This window comes from Pseudomonas sp. fls2-241-R2A-110 (assembly GCF_030209165.1).
Lineage (GTDB): Bacteria > Pseudomonadota > Gammaproteobacteria > Pseudomonadales > Pseudomonadaceae > Aquipseudomonas.
The window spans coordinates 1-15,600 of record NZ_JARVSN010000020.1; the positions used below are offsets into that span (position 1 = coordinate 1).

General features: G+C 60.9%; 15 protein-coding genes and 1 pseudogene. 3 read left to right on the forward strand and 13 right to left on the reverse strand.

The window, feature by feature from the left end:
* Positions 1–208 precede the first annotated feature (208 nt).
* The 4 genes from QRN31_RS16705 to QRN31_RS16720 form a co-directional block, all read right to left on the reverse strand.
* On the reverse strand, positions 209–1,165 hold the full coding sequence (locus QRN31_RS16705) for a 2-hydroxyacid dehydrogenase (protein WP_285433203.1): 957 nt from the start codon (positions 1,163–1,165) through the stop codon (positions 209–211).
* Between the two features lie 33 nt (positions 1,166–1,198).
* Positions 1,199–1,957, reverse strand: a complete 759-nt coding sequence (locus QRN31_RS16710; RefSeq protein WP_285433205.1) for an SDR family oxidoreductase — start codon at positions 1,955–1,957, stop codon at positions 1,199–1,201.
* Between the two features lie 41 nt (positions 1,958–1,998).
* Positions 1,999–2,691 (reverse strand): fumarylacetoacetate hydrolase family protein, encoded by a 693-nt coding sequence (locus QRN31_RS16715; RefSeq protein ID WP_285433206.1) that lies wholly within the window; start codon positions 2,689–2,691, stop codon positions 1,999–2,001.
* A 97-nt stretch (positions 2,692–2,788) separates the two neighbouring features.
* Positions 2,789–4,138, reverse strand: coding sequence for an MFS transporter (locus QRN31_RS16720; RefSeq protein ID WP_285433207.1), 1,350 nt, complete (start codon positions 4,136–4,138; stop codon positions 2,789–2,791).
* 584 nt (positions 4,139–4,722) lie between these two features.
* On the opposite strand from QRN31_RS16720, the gene QRN31_RS16725 reads away from it, so the two are divergent.
* From QRN31_RS16725 to QRN31_RS16735, 3 genes are all read left to right on the forward strand, one after another.
* Complete coding sequence (locus QRN31_RS16725) at positions 4,723–5,655, forward strand: helix-turn-helix transcriptional regulator (protein ID WP_285433209.1); 933 nt, start codon at positions 4,723–4,725, stop codon at positions 5,653–5,655.
* Between the two features lie 155 nt (positions 5,656–5,810).
* Entirely contained in the window at positions 5,811–6,290 is a 480-nt protein-coding gene (locus QRN31_RS16730) for a sn-glycerol-3-phosphate transporter (RefSeq protein WP_285433211.1), read from the forward strand.
* A 104-nt stretch (positions 6,291–6,394) separates the two neighbouring features.
* On the forward strand, positions 6,395–6,595 hold the full coding sequence (locus tag QRN31_RS16735; RefSeq protein ID WP_222585827.1) for a hypothetical protein: 201 nt from the start codon (positions 6,395–6,397) through the stop codon (positions 6,593–6,595).
* Positions 6,596–6,641: 46 nt separating this feature from the next.
* Here QRN31_RS16735 and QRN31_RS16740 read toward each other — a convergent pair whose 3' ends face one another.
* From QRN31_RS16740 to QRN31_RS16775, 9 genes and pseudogenes are all read right to left on the reverse strand, one after another.
* The gene (locus QRN31_RS16740; protein ID WP_285433214.1) at positions 6,642–7,355 is read right to left on the reverse strand and encodes an SOS response-associated peptidase family protein; all 714 of its coding nucleotides are present in this window, start codon (positions 7,353–7,355) and stop codon (positions 6,642–6,644) included.
* 574 nt (positions 7,356–7,929) lie between these two features.
* Positions 7,930–8,214 carry a hypothetical protein gene (locus tag QRN31_RS16745; RefSeq protein WP_285433216.1) on the reverse strand — a complete coding sequence of 95 codons (285 nt, stop codon included), beginning with the start codon at positions 8,212–8,214 and terminating at the stop codon, positions 7,930–7,932.
* A 210-nt stretch (positions 8,215–8,424) separates the two neighbouring features.
* Entirely contained in the window at positions 8,425–9,087 is a 663-nt protein-coding gene (locus QRN31_RS16750) for a TetR/AcrR family transcriptional regulator (RefSeq protein WP_285433217.1), read from the reverse strand.
* Between the two features lie 31 nt (positions 9,088–9,118).
* Positions 9,119–10,003, reverse strand: coding sequence for a methyl-accepting chemotaxis protein (locus tag QRN31_RS31595; RefSeq protein WP_502942497.1), 885 nt, complete (start codon positions 10,001–10,003; stop codon positions 9,119–9,121).
* Positions 9,977–10,747: pseudogene (locus QRN31_RS31600) on the reverse strand (cache domain-containing protein); the annotation flags it as partial. The pseudogene QRN31_RS31600 and the gene QRN31_RS31595, both read right to left, overlap by 27 nt.
* A gap of 63 nt (positions 10,748–10,810) precedes the next feature.
* Positions 10,811–11,962 (reverse strand): acyl-CoA dehydrogenase family protein, encoded by a 1,152-nt coding sequence (locus QRN31_RS16760; RefSeq protein ID WP_285433219.1) that lies wholly within the window; start codon positions 11,960–11,962, stop codon positions 10,811–10,813.
* A gap of 17 nt (positions 11,963–11,979) precedes the next feature.
* Complete coding sequence (locus tag QRN31_RS16765; RefSeq protein WP_285433220.1) at positions 11,980–13,068, reverse strand: enoyl-CoA hydratase/isomerase family protein; 1,089 nt, start codon at positions 13,066–13,068, stop codon at positions 11,980–11,982.
* A 2-nt stretch (positions 13,069–13,070) separates the two neighbouring features.
* Complete coding sequence (gene mmsB / locus QRN31_RS16770; RefSeq protein WP_285433222.1) at positions 13,071–13,961, reverse strand: 3-hydroxyisobutyrate dehydrogenase; 891 nt, start codon at positions 13,959–13,961, stop codon at positions 13,071–13,073.
* Between the two features lie 110 nt (positions 13,962–14,071).
* A complete protein-coding gene (locus tag QRN31_RS16775; protein WP_285433224.1) occupies positions 14,072–15,580 on the reverse strand; it encodes a CoA-acylating methylmalonate-semialdehyde dehydrogenase in 1,509 nt (502 codons plus the stop codon).
* Between the last annotated feature and the right edge of the window lie 20 nt (positions 15,581–15,600).

Consider the following 15,600-nt stretch of genomic DNA (forward strand, 5'->3'; position numbering starts at 1 on the left):
GGACCGGAGCGAGGGCATGCCGAGCCTAGGCGAGGCACCGAACGTCAGGGGCAAAGCGCTTTGGTTACTTTCGCGCTTTTCGAAAGTGACCCGCCGTCAGGGCGGAACCAACAGCAGCCGTTACCGCAAAAACGGATATGCACCCAACCCCCAACCCGCAACCCCAAAACTGTCTTCAGCGAACAGCATTACCCTCGGTAGCCAACCTTCAGTCAGTCACACAACCCTGCGGTATCTTCCCGGCAAAACTGTCCACCAGACTTGCCACCACCATCTCGCCCATCCGCGTGCGAGTCTGCAGCGTCGCACTCGCGCGATGGGGTTGCAGCACCACGTTCTCGTTACCAAACAGCGCCTGCGGCACGTTCGGCTCATCGACAAACACATCCAGCGCCGCACCTGCAATCTCGCCGGCCGCCAGTGCAGATACCAGGTCCGCCTCGTTGACGAGCTTGCCCCGGGCCACGTTGATCAGATACCCACCTTTGCCCAACGCCTGCAGCACCTCGGCATTGATAATGGCTTCAGTCTTGTCGGCCGCGGCGGCGAGAATGAGCGCGTCACTGTTGCTGGCCAACTGTTTCAGATCGGCGAAGAACGTGTGGCTCACATCGCTCATGGGCTGCAGATCGGTGTAGCTGATCGGGCAGCCGAAGGCGGCGGCGCGGGTTGCCACGGCACGCCCGACCCGGCCCATGCCGACGATGCCGATTCGCATGCCTGATACCTGACGCGCCAAAGGCAAGGGCGCCAATGGTGTCGCGCTGTGCGGCCATTGTCCCGAACGCACGTAACGATCGCTGGTGCAAAGCCCGCGACACACGGCAATCAGCAAGCCGATGGCCAGGTCGGCGACATCTTCGGTCAGCGCGCCGATGGTCGCGGTGACGCGGATCCCACGATCCCTGGCGTAAGCCAGGTCCACCGCATCGGTGCCGACGCCATTGACCGCCACCACTTGCAGTTTCGGCAACTGCGCCATCAGCGCCTGGCTGATCCCGGTATGCCCGCCGGTGATCACCCCGCGAATGTTCGCGCCGTGTTCCTGCAAATAAGCCTGCTTGTCGGCCTGCTGGAAGTAACGTCTGACGGTGAACAACTCATCAAGCCGAGTGTTGATTTCAGGGATCAGGATCGGGCTAAGCTGCAAGACTTCTGGTTTCATGTAAACCTCGCGTAACGGAATAAAAAAGCCGGTTCAACCGCGACCGGCAAACGGCATGGCACTGGCCATGACGGTCATGTTCAGGACGTTCGCCTCCAGCGGCAGACCGGCGATGTAGCGCACGGCATCGGCCACATGCTTGACGTCCACCATCGGCTCCACCGCGATGGTGCCGTTGGCCTGGCGCACGCCTTTGGTCATGCGCACCGACATTTCGGTCAAGGCGTTGCCGATGTCGATCTGGCTGCAGGCGATGTTGAATTCGCGCCCGTCCAGGGCCAGGGATTTGGTCAGTCCCAGCACCGCGTGTTTGCTTGCGGTGTAGGCGCTGCTGAACGGGCGTGGGGTATGCGCCGAGATCGAGCCGTTGTTGATGATGCGTCCGCCCTGTGGCTGTTGCCGGCGCATCAATGCGAAGGCACCACGGGCGCAGAGGAAAACCCCGTTGAGGTTGGTGTCGATCACGTTTCGCCACTGCTCGAACGTCAGTTCATCCAGCGGCACGGCAGGGGCGTTGACCCCGGCGTTGTTGAACACCACATCGAGGCGTCCGTAGACCTCGGCGATGGTTGCAAACAGCGCATCGACACTGGCCGGATCGCGCACGTCAGTGGGGACCGCCAAGGCTTCGTGTCCCTCGCTGCTCGCCAGGTCGACCAATGCCTGCAGGGGTTCTGGCCGGCGTCCGGCCAAGACCAGGGTGAACCCGTCGGCCATCAGGCCCAGGGCCACGGCGCGGCCGATTCCGCTACCGGCACCAGTGACCAGCGCCACTTTCAAAGGACGGTTCATGTGGTTATCTCCTATTCAATTCACGAGGGTGTGTGCCGGGCTCAAGGTCGCTGGCCGACGCGCATTTCCAGTTGGCCGATGCCGTCGATCCCGGCGTTGATGATGTCGCCGGGTTGCAGCACATCGACGCCTGCCGGGCTGCCGGTCATGATCAGGTCGCCGGCTCGCAGCGCGACCGATTGCGAGATGCGGCTGATGATTTCACTGACTGACCAGATCTGACTGTCGAGGCTGTCGCGCTGGCGCTCTTGGCCATTGACGTTCAGCCACAACTCGCCGTCAGGGTGACCCGCGCGAGTCATCGGGACGATGGCGGTCATTGGCGCGGCGCCGTCGAATACCTTGGCGCCTTCCCACGGCAAACCATTGCTTTTGGCCGAGCGCTGGACATCGCGACGGGTCAGATCAAGACCGGCTGCATAGCCCCAGACATAGGCCAATGCCTGACTCTCAGGAATATTGGCGCCACCCTCGCCAATGGCCACGACCAATTCGATTTCGTGGGCAAACTCTTCGGTCAACGGCGGGAAGATCACTTCCCCCGTCGCCTCCACCACGTTGCTCGCCGGTTTCATGAAGAACACGGGCGGCTGACGGGACTGGCCTTGGGTATCTGGCCAAGGGTAGTTGCGGCCGACGCAAAATACCCGGCCAACGGGAAAGCGCTGCTGGCTGCCAGCAACCGGCACGGTCACGGGCAGATCCGGGGTAAACACATACTCGGTCATGGTCATTTTTCAGGTGTCCTGTTAGAAGCATCAGCGTACGGCGGCAATCTTTTGTGAAGTTGGACGAATGCCGCCTCGTGTTGGAGAAAAACGCTGTCTTGGCTCAGCGCACCTTGAGTTCGATGCGGTACAAGCGACCGAGCAGCAACGAATAGGACAAGGTCCCCATCAGCGCCACGCCACCGATGAACCAGAAGGCGTAAGCAAACGAGCCGGTCGCGTGGACGATGCCGCCAATCACAATCGGGGTGACGATCCCTCCGATGTTGGCGGCCAGGCTGGTGACCCCGCCGGTCAGGCCGATCAGTTCCTTGGGCGCGACTTCCGATACGGCCGCCCACGACGACGAAGCGATTCCCTGGGCGAAGAAGGCAATGGTCAGCACGGCAATGCAGATCACGTTCGAGTCGGTGAAATTCACCAGCACAATCGACATCCCCAGCATCGATCCGACCACCAAGGGCAACTTGCGAGCGAAGGACATTGAGTAACCACGGCGTATCAGCAAGTCGGAGATGATGCCTGCGAGCAGAATGCCGACCGTCGCTCCCACGAACGGCAGCACCGCGAAGATCCCGGCCTTGATCATGGTCAGCTTGCGTTCTTCGATCAGGTACGTCGGGAACCAGGTCAGGAAGAAGTACAACGCCGAGGTGCTGGCGAACTTGCCGATGCAAATCGCCCAGATCTGCCGATAGCTGAACAGCTCGGTGATCTGCCTCCAGTTGAACCGCGTGCGCTCCTGACTGCTCTTGACCAGTCCACCGCCGGCTTCGATGTACTTCAGCTCTTCCTCGCTGACGTTCTTGCAGCTCAGTGGATCGCGGTACACGTAGAGCCAGATCACACCGAACACAATGCCAAGTATCCCGGTGCTGTAGAAAACGTGGCGCCAGTCATAGGTCGTCGCCAGCCATAACAGCGCGCCGGTAAACAGGGCCGTGCCCAGGTATTGGCCACACACGTAAATGCTGCTGGCCAGGCCACGTTCGCGGGCCGGGAACCACACCGTCACAGCTCGGCTGTTGGCAGGAAACGCTGGAGCTTCCATGGCTCCGACCGCCAGGCGCAGCCCAAACAGCGAAGCGAATCCTGTGGCAAAGCCTTGGCACACGGTGACGGCCGACCAACTGATCAGCGATACCCCGTAGGTGACCCGGGAACCGAAGCGATCGGCAATGAACCCGGCGGGGACCAGGGCGAGTGCGTAGGTCCAGGCAAACGCGGAAAAAATCAGGCCCATCTCGATCTTGTCCAGCCCCAGATCCTTGGCCATGAACGGTGCGGCAATCGAGATGTTTACGCGGTCGATGTAGTTGATGATGGTCGCAATCAGCAGCAACGACAGCATGAACCAGCGCCGACGTGTCGGTAGCCGCTGAGGCAACAGGGCGTCCCGGGCGCCGGTGCTCACCGACGGCGCGGTGGACGGGGAGGTGTGCGAGTTCGACATGAGTAGACCTTTTTATTGTTAGAGGAATCCAGTTGTTCGCGCGCAGCCGAAACCGATGCCCCCGGTGTCGGGGCAGAGCATCGCTACTTGAATGAGAGGCGCGAACAGACGCTGTCAGGCGCTCAGATACGCCTTCGGACAGGCTCGGTCGGGGGAGGGTTGGCGTGGGAAAGAAACAGGTTCATTGCGTGCGCACCTTGTGATTGTTTTTGGAAGGGTCGGGCTGCATTGGCTGTCAGAGTGGTCGTACAACCTCGCAAAATCAACGAAGGCGTTAGATCGTTTTTTCTCCTGAAAACAGCGATTAGTGCAGGTGTCCAAGAAAAATCAAATCGGCTTATTTCCGTAATTTTGTCGAAAACGTTTGATAAGTTATTGTTTATAAAAGATTAAATAATATTGATCTGGCTCATTTTTTTGGACAGACGACGGAGCACACACGAATACAATTAATTCTCTGATTTTTGATGTCATCCTATGACGCATTGAATTTGGCCGTCGCGGCCGACACAATCAGCGACGTCGCCGCCTGTTCCGCGGCGCGACGACAACCTGCCCATGTACCTGTCGAGGAGCCTCAGGCGATGTCGTCATCGAATCGAGTACCCACTTACGTCATGCAGCAACGTAGCGAATTGACGGACTTTTACATTCGCGACAAAAAGGGCCGGCTCGCCGAAACCAGTCCGCATCGCCACGAGTATTTCCAGATCCAGGTCAACCTGGGGGGCGATACCGAGCAGCACATCGGCAACGTCGAGCGTCCGTTTCCACGCAACACCCTGGCCTTCATCCTGCCGCATCGCGTGCACGTGATTCCGCATCCGGCTGACAGCAACTTCATGGTGATCAATTTTTCCCAGACCTTTCTGCTGCCGCACTTGCAGTGCGATCCGATGGATCTGGAGGAAGTCTCGATTCTCCTGGCGCCGGAGTTGTCGCCGTTCCGCTTTCAGGAACATCTGGATTTCATTCTGGCCGATGAAGATTTCAGCAAGGTCTGTGGGTTGATCGAACAGATGCGCGTGCTCGACGGAAACCGTCAGTTCGGCACCCGCGAGATGCTCAAGGGTTTGCTGCTGCAATTGATTGGAAGTGTCTGCGCCTTGTACGCAGAGCCATTGAAACGGCTGGCCGAAGAGAACGCCGCCGAAGTCAGCCGACGCGACGCCCTGAGCAGGATGTCGGAGTATTTGCGCAAGAACATCGCCGACCCCGATCTCAACCTGATCAAGGTCGCCGCTGCGACCTACCTTTCGCCGACTTACCTCACGCACTGGTTACGCAAGGAAATCGGCAAGACGTTCACCGAACTGGTTCTCGAACGCCGGATGCACGCGGCGCGCAATTATTTACTCAATGGAACGCGGCCAGTGGGGGAGGTGGCGAGGTTGTGCGGCTTCGCCGACGAAGCCTATTTTTCACGACGCTTCCGCCAGATCCACGGCCAGCCTCCAGGGCAATTTCGGCGTCAGCAACTCAATCCTGATACGCCACAATCCCCCTCCAGCACATGACGGTTCAATACTCGCCTTCGATGGGCTCATGGCGGCTGGGACGAGCGTTTCGGATGTTCCTTTTTTACCGACTAGACTAACGTTTCCAACTCAATGCACGCCTAAAATCGGGCACGCCTTCCGGCGTGAGCCCGATTGCCTCTCAGGGGCTACCGATGAAAAAACCATGGATCTGCGGTTTTCTGCTGATGGCCCCGTGTGTCCATGCACTGGCTCAGGACGACGCGTCTGAAAAGAACCAGGGATTCTGGCAACTGCAAACAAGCGTCTATACCCGGCACTACACGCCGGACCCTGACCACAATAACAATCAGGACTTGATCGGGCTGGAGCGGAACGAACCCTCCGGCTGGTTGTTTGGCGGGGCGACCTTCCGCAACTCGTTCAGCCAGCGGTCTTATTACGCCTACATCGGAAAGCGCTACGAAAGCGCGGACTACCCGGTTTACATGAAGTTGACCGGCGGTGCCGTCGAGGGCTATCACGGCAAATACAAAGACAAAATACCGCTCAATCACTTCGGTGTTGCACCCGTGATCATTCCGTCATTGGGGGTTCATTACGGGCCTGTAACCACCGAGCTGGTATTGCTCGGATTCAATGCGGCGCTGGTCACCGCAGGCCTGCGATTCTAAAGAAACTGCGCTGGCGCGCATGCCTGCCGACTGTCCGTAGTGTCGAGGGTTGTTTGCAGTTCAGGCGTAAAATAGGTGCGCAACCTCATCAACAGGAGGCGCCTATGCAAGCGGTCCAAATGAGCACTCAGGCTGCAGAGAACAGAGCCGTCTGGGATCAATACTTTTGTGCTGCATTGATTGCGGAAAGCAACCTGACTGCACCGGTTATCGGCGGTCCGAATTCGAGTCACGAGGACAGGCAGAACCTATTGGTCGAAAGGGCGACCGTTCTCGCGGACAAGATGATGGAACACAGAAGATAAACAGAGCCCAGCCATCGCGCTGGGCTCTTTAAGGCAGGGGCCAGGCTTAACCGTTACCCTTGTAGTCGCCGCCGCTGATCTTGCTGGTTGGCACAATAAGCTCCGGCCCTTGATTGCGAACGTTGCCCACCGCGCGATCTACCTGAAACCATTCAAACGCCTCAGCCGGCTCACCCTGCAAAAGCACCATCTGCTCGGCCCGCTCCTTGGGTGTGGCGGGGTCCAGCCATTCGCCGGCCAGCTCTGGTGCGAGTACCACCGGCCGTCGATCATGAATGTCCACCATGCCGCCGGCACTGTCGGCGGTGATGATCACAAAGCCGTCATGCTCGCTGGGCTCATGCTCGCCGATGGGGTATTGGCCGATCGCTGCACAGAGAATCGGCGTGTGGTCGCGGTGACGGATCAGGTAGGGCTGTTTTTTCGGGCCGCCTTCGTAAACCCACTCAAACCAGTTGTCGATCGCGAGAATCGCCCGGTGCGGCCAGATGGCTTTGAAGAAGGGGCCATGGGCGACCTTTTCCACCCGGGCATTGATCGGCGGGGCCCGGTCTTTGGCCCAGTGTGGGCGCCAGCCCCAACGCACACTGTCAGCACGCAGGTATTCACCATCGCGGTGAAAGAGCGCGAGCTGCGTGGTCGGTGCCGCGTTATAGCGCTCCAAAGGCGGATCGCCGACATAGTTGAGCAGGGCGTTGGGGATGCTGAGGGCCGCGACAAAGTCGTGAATGCCACGGTACTGGGAAAGGCGTCCGCACATGATTGCACCCTCCTGCTGTGTATTCAGGATAGACCCATGGCCGGCGGTTTCATTATTTGTTGGATCAGATCAGGGAAGTGGTTGAGGGAGTTTTAATAAGGACTCCCCTGGTCAACGAATACGCCAACCAAGGCGCGGGCGGCGATGTTTCATGCCGCGCGCAGCACAGATAAGGAATTTAGTAGCCGTTCGTCGGAACCTGCGCACGATCAAACAGTTAGCAAGTCGATGTAGTAGCCCAAAAAAAACCAGGTTCCTATGCGATCTCTAATTTCCGAAATGCCGAACGGGCGCAAGCTCGTTGATGAGCTTGATGCTGCGACCGAACAGATGATGTCTATCCCGGTCGAACTCATCGGTGGATCTCGGTGGCAGGAAGCCTCCAACCGACAGCAACAAGCGTTCAAAAAATGGCAAGCGTATCTGCAGCTCATGGCGGACGGACGACGATCGACCCTCGCGCTTAAAGTCGCATGAACTTTTGCCTCCCGTAGAAAAGCAGGCTCACGGCTGACAGTAGTCTTTTAGAGACGGGTTTTACGCTCTGCGATGACCGCGTCTCACCGATGCGGCATCAGCTCGCCATGCGCCGTACGCCTTCCTTGCGCCGGTTGGACTTTTCCTCGAGGTAAATGGCGAATTCCATGGCCTCCCGGTAACTGGAGCGCAAGGCCCACGTCTTGCCCGTGTATCGCTCGACGACATGGAAAATGCCGAGCTTCTTGGTCACCACCTGAAAGCGAACACCACGGCGCGACTTCAGTCGGTTACAGCGCCGGAAGAATTCGATGCGGGTTGCGCTGGACGGGCCGAGCAGGGCGCAGAGTTCGTCGATGCGCTGCAGAAAGGATGGATGCATGTCTGATCCTCTAAGTGGGGGAACATGTATTCGTATGTACTTTTGTCGTTAGTTGTTTGCCTTTGGATGCAGAGGTGAGTTCTGACGGATAAAGGTAGACGCAAAAAAACCACATCGAAACCTGACGGTTATTTTTTTTGCAGGCGAGTGGTTTGGCGATCAGCGTTCGGCAGGGCGTGTTTCGCTGATGCCGATAGGCTTGCTGGCCTTTTAGCGCGTCAGCCGAGCGCCTGAAGCATGAGTCGCCTGCAACGCGCCCTGAAGGGTACTCATCACCATCTCATGCAGCAGCTTGCGACGTGCCCTGCCGCTTGCCTGGGGTTCCCCGACCCAGGCCGGCAGTTGGTTGAGCAGGGACACGATGCCGCTCAGGGTGGCGCGTCGGGTGGCGCTGGCCGGTTTGCCGGTGAGCTGCTCAATCGTTTCCACCAGGTGCTCCTCATAGCGTCGGCGCAGACTCAGGATCGAGGCGTGCTGTTCGCTGCTTAGGCAATGCAGGTCGTATTCCGCCAGACGGAAATGCGCCCCCATTCGCTCATGTAGCAGCAGGTGCGCCTCAAGCAGGCCGTGCAGTCGTACGTCGGGTGCGGATTTGCGACGAGTCACCAGGCTGGCGCCATGAAGCAACTGTTCGTAGAGCTCCTCGATCAGTTCGAACAGCAGGGCTTCCTTGCTTTCGATGTGGTTGTAAATGGAGCCGGCAGCAATCCCCAGATAAGTGGCCAGGTCGCGCATGCTGACCCGGCTGAAACCGCAATTGGCGAACAACTCAAGCGCCTTCTGACGGGTTTCCAGGTAGCGCGAGTCGATGGCCGCCGGCAAAAGGGAATTCGGCTTGGCGCAACGGGGCGTGACCGGCTGGGCGTGGTTCATGACATCAGGCCTCCATCGTTGTTGATCCACCTCATACGCGAAACTGCCCCAAAAGCTTATTGAGCTGGCTGGCCAGTTGACCCAATTGTTGGCTGGCCTCGTTGGAGCGGTCTGCGGCCTGGGCGTTTTCGTGGGCCAGCGAGGCTGCACGGGTGACATTCTGGTTGATGTCCTCGACCACGTGCGACTGCTCGAGGGTGGCACTGGCGATCGAGGCGTTGAGTTCGGTGAGGTTGCGCAATGCGCCAATGACCTGGTGCAGGCTCTCACCGGTTTGGCGGGCTTGTTCCACGGTTTGTTGAGCGGCTTGGCTGCTGGCATTGATGACATTGACCGCCGCTTCCGAGTTGCCCTGCAGGCGCTCGATCATGCCCTGGATCTGCGCGGTGGATTGCTGGGTGCGTTGCGCCAACAGGCGCACTTCGTCGGCCACCACGGCAAAGCCGCGACCCTGCTCGCCTGCGCGCGCCGCCTCGATGGCGGCGTTCAACGCCAGCAAGTTGGTCTGCTCGGCGATGGCGCGGATCACTTCCAGCACGCTGCCGATCTGGGTGCTTTCCTGGGCCAGGCTCTGGATCACTTCGACGGCCTGGCCGATGGTCTCGGACAACTGGTCGATCTGGCGCAGGCTGCTGTCGATGTTGTGCTGGCCCTGGCGTGCCTGCTCATCGGCCTGGCGTACTTCGTTGGCGGCGTGCTCGGCGTTCTTCGCCACTTCCTGCACGGCGTAGGAAACCTCGTGAATGGCGGCGGCCACCAGTTCCATCTGTTGGGACTGCTGCTGACTGTGGCGTTGGCTGTCGCTGGCAATCTCACCGAGCGATTGCGAGGCCTTGTCCAGTCTGCCGGCGGTCTGCATGGACTGGCCGATCACCCCGCGCAGTTTGCTGGTGAACGCGTTGAAGTGGCCGCTCATGGCGGTCAGTTCGTCGCGCCAGCGGCTGTCCAGGTTGCGGGTCAGGTCGGCGTCGCCGCTGGCGATGTTCTCCATGGCATCAACCACCTGCGTCAGTGGCGAGGCGATGCTGCGGGCAATCAGCAGGATCAGCGCGCTGAGCAGCAGGGCGATCATCACCAGAATGACGAAGGCCTGTATCAGCTGGCGGCGGAACTCGACGTGCACGTCGTCGATGTAGATGCCCGAGCCGACGATCCAGCCCCAAGGCTTGAACAGTTCGACGTAGGAGACCTTTTCCACCGGCGCGTCGGAACCCGGCTTGGGCCAGCGGTAGCGCACCAGGCCAGAACCGTCGCGTACGGCCACGGCAACCATCTCGTCGAACAAGGCCTTGCCATCCGGGTCGAGGGTGCCCGCCATGCGCTTGTCCTGAAGCTTGGCATTGGGGTGCATGACCATGCGGGTGTCGAGGTCTTCGATCCAGAAGTAGTCCTCGCGGTCGTAGCGCAGGTCGCGTATGACCGCGCTGGCCTGTTGTTGCGCCTGCTCACGGCTGAGACCGTGGTCTTCCAGGTCTTGGAAATGGCGCAGGACGCCGCTGGCGGTCTCGACCACGTGGCGGGTTTTCAGCGCCTTGGCGGCATAGAGGTCGTCATAGCTCTGCTTGAGCATCAGGCCGGCGAGAATCAGCAGCATCAGGATGGACATCAGCAGGATCAACCACAGCCGGCGGCTGATGGGAATATTACGCAGGCCGAGCATGGGCAACTCCAGGAGGGGGCGAAAGAGGGAGCAGCCGGACGCAGGGCGCGTCCGGCCAGGGGCTCAGAGCGCGTAGTGGGCCAGCTCGCGGGCAATCAGCAGGCGCTGCACCTCGCTGGTGCCTTCGTAGATCTGGGTGATGCGTGCATCACGGTAGTAACGCTCCACCGGGTAGTCCTCCAGATAGCCGTAGCCGCCATGGATCTGCATCGCGCTGGAGCAGACGCGCTCGGCCATTTCCGAGGCGAACAGCTTGGCCTGCGAGGCTTCTGACAGGCACGATTTCCCGGCACTTTTCAGGCGTGCGGCATGCAACACCAACAGGCGGGTAGCGTTGAGCCGGGTGTGCATATCGGCGAGCAGGTTGGACACGCTCTGGTGTTCGATGATCGGCTTGCCGAACTGGATGCGTTCGCGGGCATACCCCAGCGCGGCCTCGAAGGCGGCGCGGGCGATGCCCAGGGCCTGGGCGGCGATGCCAATGCGACCGCCTTCCAGATTGGACAGGGCAATGGCCAGGCCTTTACCGCGTTCACCCAGCAGATGGTCCTCGGGAATGGTGCAGTTGTTCAGGGTCACCGCGCAGGTATCGGACGCCTTGATCCCCATCTTGTGTTCGCTGCGATCGACCACGAATCCGGGGTTGTCGGTCGGCACCAGGAAGGCCGACAGACCCTTCTTGCCCAGCTCCGGATCGGTCACGGCGAAGACGATGGCCAGCTTGGCGCGCCTGCCATTACTGACGAACTGCTTGGCTCCGTTGAGCACCCACTGGCCGTCGCGCAACTCGGCGCGGGTACGCAGGTTGTGGGCTTCGGTACCGGCCTGTGGTTCGGTCAGGCAGAAACAGCCGATGGCCTGACCGCTGGCCAGAAGCGGCAACCAGCGGTCTTGCTGGGACGGGCTGCCATATTTCAGCAAGGGGCCACAGCCCACTGAATTGTGGATGCTCATCAAGGCGCCGAGCGCACCGTCGCCGGCCGAGATTTCTTCCACGGCCAGGGCGTAGGCGACGTAGTCGGTGTAACTGCCGCCCCATGTGTCCGGCACCACCATGCCCAGCAGGCCCAGTTCACCCATCTGCGCCACGACGGCGTCATCGATCCAGCCGGCTTTTTCCCAAGCCTGGGCATGCGGGCCGACTTCACTGTGGGCGAAGTCACGTGCCATGTCGCGGATCATGCGTTGTTCTTCGGTCAATTCGATATCGTGCATTGCGAGTCTCCTGCCGATCAGGCGGTGCGAAGGGGAGTGCCAGAGGCTGGGCGAAATTCTCTGAAGAAAGCCTGCACCCGCGCCGGTACCAGTTCCGCCAGGGTTGGCGGGTTCCAGCGTGGGGTCTTGTCCTTGTCGATGATCAGGGCGCGGACGCCCTCCATCAGGTCTCCCTTGTCGAACCACTGGTAGTCCAGGTGCAACTCCAGGGCAAAACAGTCGGCCAGGCTCAGGTATCGACCGCGACGCAACAGCTCCAGTGTGGTGGCCATTGCCAGCGGGGAGCGGCTGTCGAGCAGCGCGACCGTCTGTTCGGCCCAGTCGCGCAGCTCGGGACGCTGCTCGCGCTGCAGCGCGTTGCGAATCGCCGGCACATCAGGCAACGAGAAATACTCATCGATCACTTGGCGATAAGCCTTGAGTTCCGATCCGGCAATTCGCTCGGTGGCCAGGCCGGCGAGCAGGTCTTGCAAGTCTTCCTCGGGCGCACCGGTCCAGTTCAAGTGATCCAGGGCGGCATCCAGTTCGGCCAACCGCTCGCTGGGCAGACAGTAGTCGGCGAGGTTGGCATAAAGCGCATCGGCGGCACGGACCTGGCAGCCTGTGACCCCCAGATAGAGACCCAGCTCACCCGGAAGGCGCGGCAGAAAATAACTGCCGCCGACATCGGGAAAAAAGCCGATGCCGACTTCCGGCATGCCCATCCGCGTGCGCTCTGTGATCACCCTCAGCGAAGCAGCCTGTGCCAGCCCCATGCCGCCGCCGAGGACGAAACCATCCAGCAGCGCCAGCACCGGTTTGGAGTAGCCATGCAGGTACTCGTCAAGGGAGTACTCTTCTTCGAGGAACAGCTCGTGCAGGTTGTCCCCGGCCTTGTGACTGTCGTACAGCATGCGGATGTCGCCGCCGGCGCAGAAGGCTTTCTCCCCGGCGCCGCGAAGGGTCACGGCGACAATCTCCGGGTCCTGTTCCCACACCCACAGGTGCCGGCACAGCAGTGTCACCATGGGCAGGTCCAGGGTGTTCAACGCACCGGGTCGATTCAACGTCAGGTGGCCGATGCGGTTACGCACACTGGCCAGCACCGGGGCTTGCTGCTCGCTCATGCTTACGCTTCCCCACGGAACAGTTTGATGATCGCGGAGAAGTCCAGACCGCCATTACCTTGCAGGCTGAAAGTCTGGTAGAGCTGCTGGGCGGCGGCACCGAGCACCACTGGCTGACGCGCATGTTTGGCGGCTTCGGTGGCGAGACCGAGGTCCTTGAGCATCAGGTCGGTGCCGAAGCCGCCAGTGTATCCACGCGAGGCCGGGGCATTTTCCAGCACGCCCGGGAACGGATTGTTGATCTCCGAACTCCAGCAGCGACCTGTGGAGGTGCCGATGACACCGGCCAGCACCTTGGCGTCCATGCCCAGGGCCACCCCCAGGGCCATGGACTCGGCGACGCCGACCATGGAGATGCCGAGCAGCATGTTGTTGGCGATCTTGGCCACCTGGCCGTTGCCTGCGCCGCCGCAGTGCACGATGTTGCGCCCCATGGCCGAGAGGACCGGCAGGGCCTGGTCGTACACACTGACCGGGCCGCCGACCATAAAGGTCAGGGTGCCAGCCGTGGCGCCGCCGGTGCCGCCGGAGACCGGTGCGTCGAGCATCGGGTTGCCTTGGGCCAGGGCGAATTTTGCGACTTCGCGGGCACTGATCGGGTCGATGGTCGAACTGTCGATCAACAGCACGCCTTGGCCGATGTTGGCCAGCAAGCCGTCCTTGCCGCGATAGACCTGCTTCACGTGGTCGGCGGTTGGCAGCATGGTGACGATCACCTCGACCCCGGCCTTGGCCACGGCGGCGGGCGAGTCAGCGGCGCTGGCGCCGGCCTCGACCAGGGCGGCGACCGCCTGCGGGAAAGGATCGAAGACGGTCAGGCTGTGGCCAGCCTTGAGCAGGTTGCGCGCCATTGGGCCGCCCATGTTGCCCAGGCCGAGAAATCCGATATGCATGTTGACTACCTTTTGCGAGAGGGGAGGCGCTGTTGCGCGTCGACCCGTTATGTCTGCGAATGCACCGTTCAAGTCCCGGCCGGCCGACGCTGGGCGCCGGCCGGCAGAGATCATTTCAGGGTGATGGTGGTGTTCACCGAGCCGCCGGTGTCATCCTCGTCGAACCAGCGCTGGGTGACCGTTTTGGTCTGGGTGTAGAAGGTCACCACTTGCTTGCCGTAAGGGCCCAGATCGCCGAGCTTGGAGGCGCGCGAACCGGAGAAGGAGAACAGCGGAACCGGTACCGGGATCGGCACGTTGATCCCGACCTGGCCGACGTCGATTTCTTCCTGGAAGTGACGGGCCGCAGCGCCGGAGCGGGTGAACAGCGCGGTGCCGTTGCCATTCGGGTTGGCGTTGATGATCTCGATGGCCTCGCTCAGGCTGTCGGCATGCATGACGCACAGCACCGGGCCGAAGATCTCTTCGCGGTACACGGACATTTTTGCGGTGACATTGGAGAAGATTGTCGGGCCGACGAAGTTGCCGTCCTGGTAGCCCGGCACGCTTGGGTTGCGGCCATCCAGTACCAGCGTGGCGCCTTCTTCGATGCCGCTGGCGATCAGGCTGTTGACGCGATCCAGCGCCGCGCAGGAGATCACCGGGCCGATGTCGGTGCCCGGTTCGGTGCCGCCATTGATCTTGAGGGTTTTGGTCCGCTCGATCAGGTCCGGCAGCCAGGTCTGCGCTTCACCCACCAGGATCACCACCGGCAGGGCCATGCAGCGTTGGCCGGCAGCGCCGAACGAGGCGCCCAGCAGGTTATTCAATGTCTGCTGCTTGTTGGCATCAGGCAGGACGATGGCGTGGTTCTTCGCGCCCATCATGCACTGGGCGCGTTTGCCGTTCTGGGTGGCGCGGTTGTAGACATGGGTGCCGACTTTGGTCGAACCGACGAAGGACACGGCTTTGATGTCCGGGTGATCACAAATCAGGTTCACCGCGTCGACGCCGCCGTGGATGACGTTAAGCACGCCCTTGGGTACACCGGCTTCCAGCGCCAGTTCGACCAGGCGCATGGTCACCAGCGGATCTTGCTCGGACGGCTTGAGGATGAAGGTGTTGCCGGTGGCGATGGCCATCGGGAACATCCACAACGGGATCATCGCCGGGAAGTTGAACGGGGTGATGCCGGCGCACACGCCCAGTGGCTGCATCAAGGTATAGGTGTCGACACCATTGGCGACGTTGTTGGCCAACTCACCCATCTGCAGGTTGCCGATGGAAGCGGCGTGCTCGACCACTTCCAGGCCGCGGAACACATCACCTTCGGCATCCGGCAGGGTCTTGCCCTGTTCAGCTGTGAGCAGGGCGGCCAGTTCCTTGATGTTCTCGCGGATCAGCTGCTGGTACTTGAAGAAGATCCGGGAGCGGGCGCCAATCGGCGTCTTGCGCCAGGTCTTGAAGGCTTCCTTGGCGCTGGCCACGGCGGCGTCCATTTCCTCGGCGGTGGCGAAGGGCACGCGAGCCAGAACTTCCTGAGTGGCCGGGTTGACCACGTCGCGCCACTGGGTGCTGCGTGATTCGACGAACTCGCCGTTGATGAGAAGCTTGACGCTAGGAATGCTGGAGGAGGTCATTTTCGGGTCCTGTCTACTTT

Coding starts and splice junctions, on each gene's coding strand:
- QRN31_RS16705 (WP_285433203.1), bottom strand. CDS start 1,165: ATGAAACCAGAAGTCTTGCAGCTTAGCCCGATCCTGATCCCTGAAATC.
- QRN31_RS16710 (WP_285433205.1), bottom strand. CDS start 1,957: ATGAACCGTCCTTTGAAAGTGGCGCTGGTCACTGGTGCCGGTAGCGGA.
- QRN31_RS16715 (WP_285433206.1), bottom strand. CDS start 2,691: ATGACCATGACCGAGTATGTGTTTACCCCGGATCTGCCCGTGACCGTG.
- QRN31_RS16720 (WP_285433207.1), bottom strand. CDS start 4,138: ATGTCGAACTCGCACACCTCCCCGTCCACCGCGCCGTCGGTGAGCACC.
- QRN31_RS16725 (WP_285433209.1), top strand. CDS start 4,723: ATGTCGTCATCGAATCGAGTACCCACTTACGTCATGCAGCAACGTAGC.
- QRN31_RS16730 (WP_285433211.1), top strand. CDS start 5,811: ATGAAAAAACCATGGATCTGCGGTTTTCTGCTGATGGCCCCGTGTGTC.
- QRN31_RS16735 (WP_222585827.1), top strand. CDS start 6,395: ATGCAAGCGGTCCAAATGAGCACTCAGGCTGCAGAGAACAGAGCCGTC.
- QRN31_RS16740 (WP_285433214.1), bottom strand. CDS start 7,355: ATGTGCGGACGCCTTTCCCAGTACCGTGGCATTCACGACTTTGTCGCG.
- QRN31_RS16745 (WP_285433216.1), bottom strand. CDS start 8,214: ATGCATCCATCCTTTCTGCAGCGCATCGACGAACTCTGCGCCCTGCTC.
- QRN31_RS16750 (WP_285433217.1), bottom strand. CDS start 9,087: ATGAACCACGCCCAGCCGGTCACGCCCCGTTGCGCCAAGCCGAATTCC.
- QRN31_RS31595 (WP_502942497.1), bottom strand. CDS start 10,003: ATGAGCGGCCACTTCAACGCGTTCACCAGCAAACTGCGCGGGGTGATC.
- QRN31_RS16760 (WP_285433219.1), bottom strand. CDS start 11,962: ATGCACGATATCGAATTGACCGAAGAACAACGCATGATCCGCGACATG.
- QRN31_RS16765 (WP_285433220.1), bottom strand. CDS start 13,068: ATGAGCGAGCAGCAAGCCCCGGTGCTGGCCAGTGTGCGTAACCGCATC.
- mmsB (WP_285433222.1), bottom strand. CDS start 13,961: ATGCATATCGGATTTCTCGGCCTGGGCAACATGGGCGGCCCAATGGCG.
- QRN31_RS16775 (WP_285433224.1), bottom strand. CDS start 15,580: ATGACCTCCTCCAGCATTCCTAGCGTCAAGCTTCTCATCAACGGCGAG.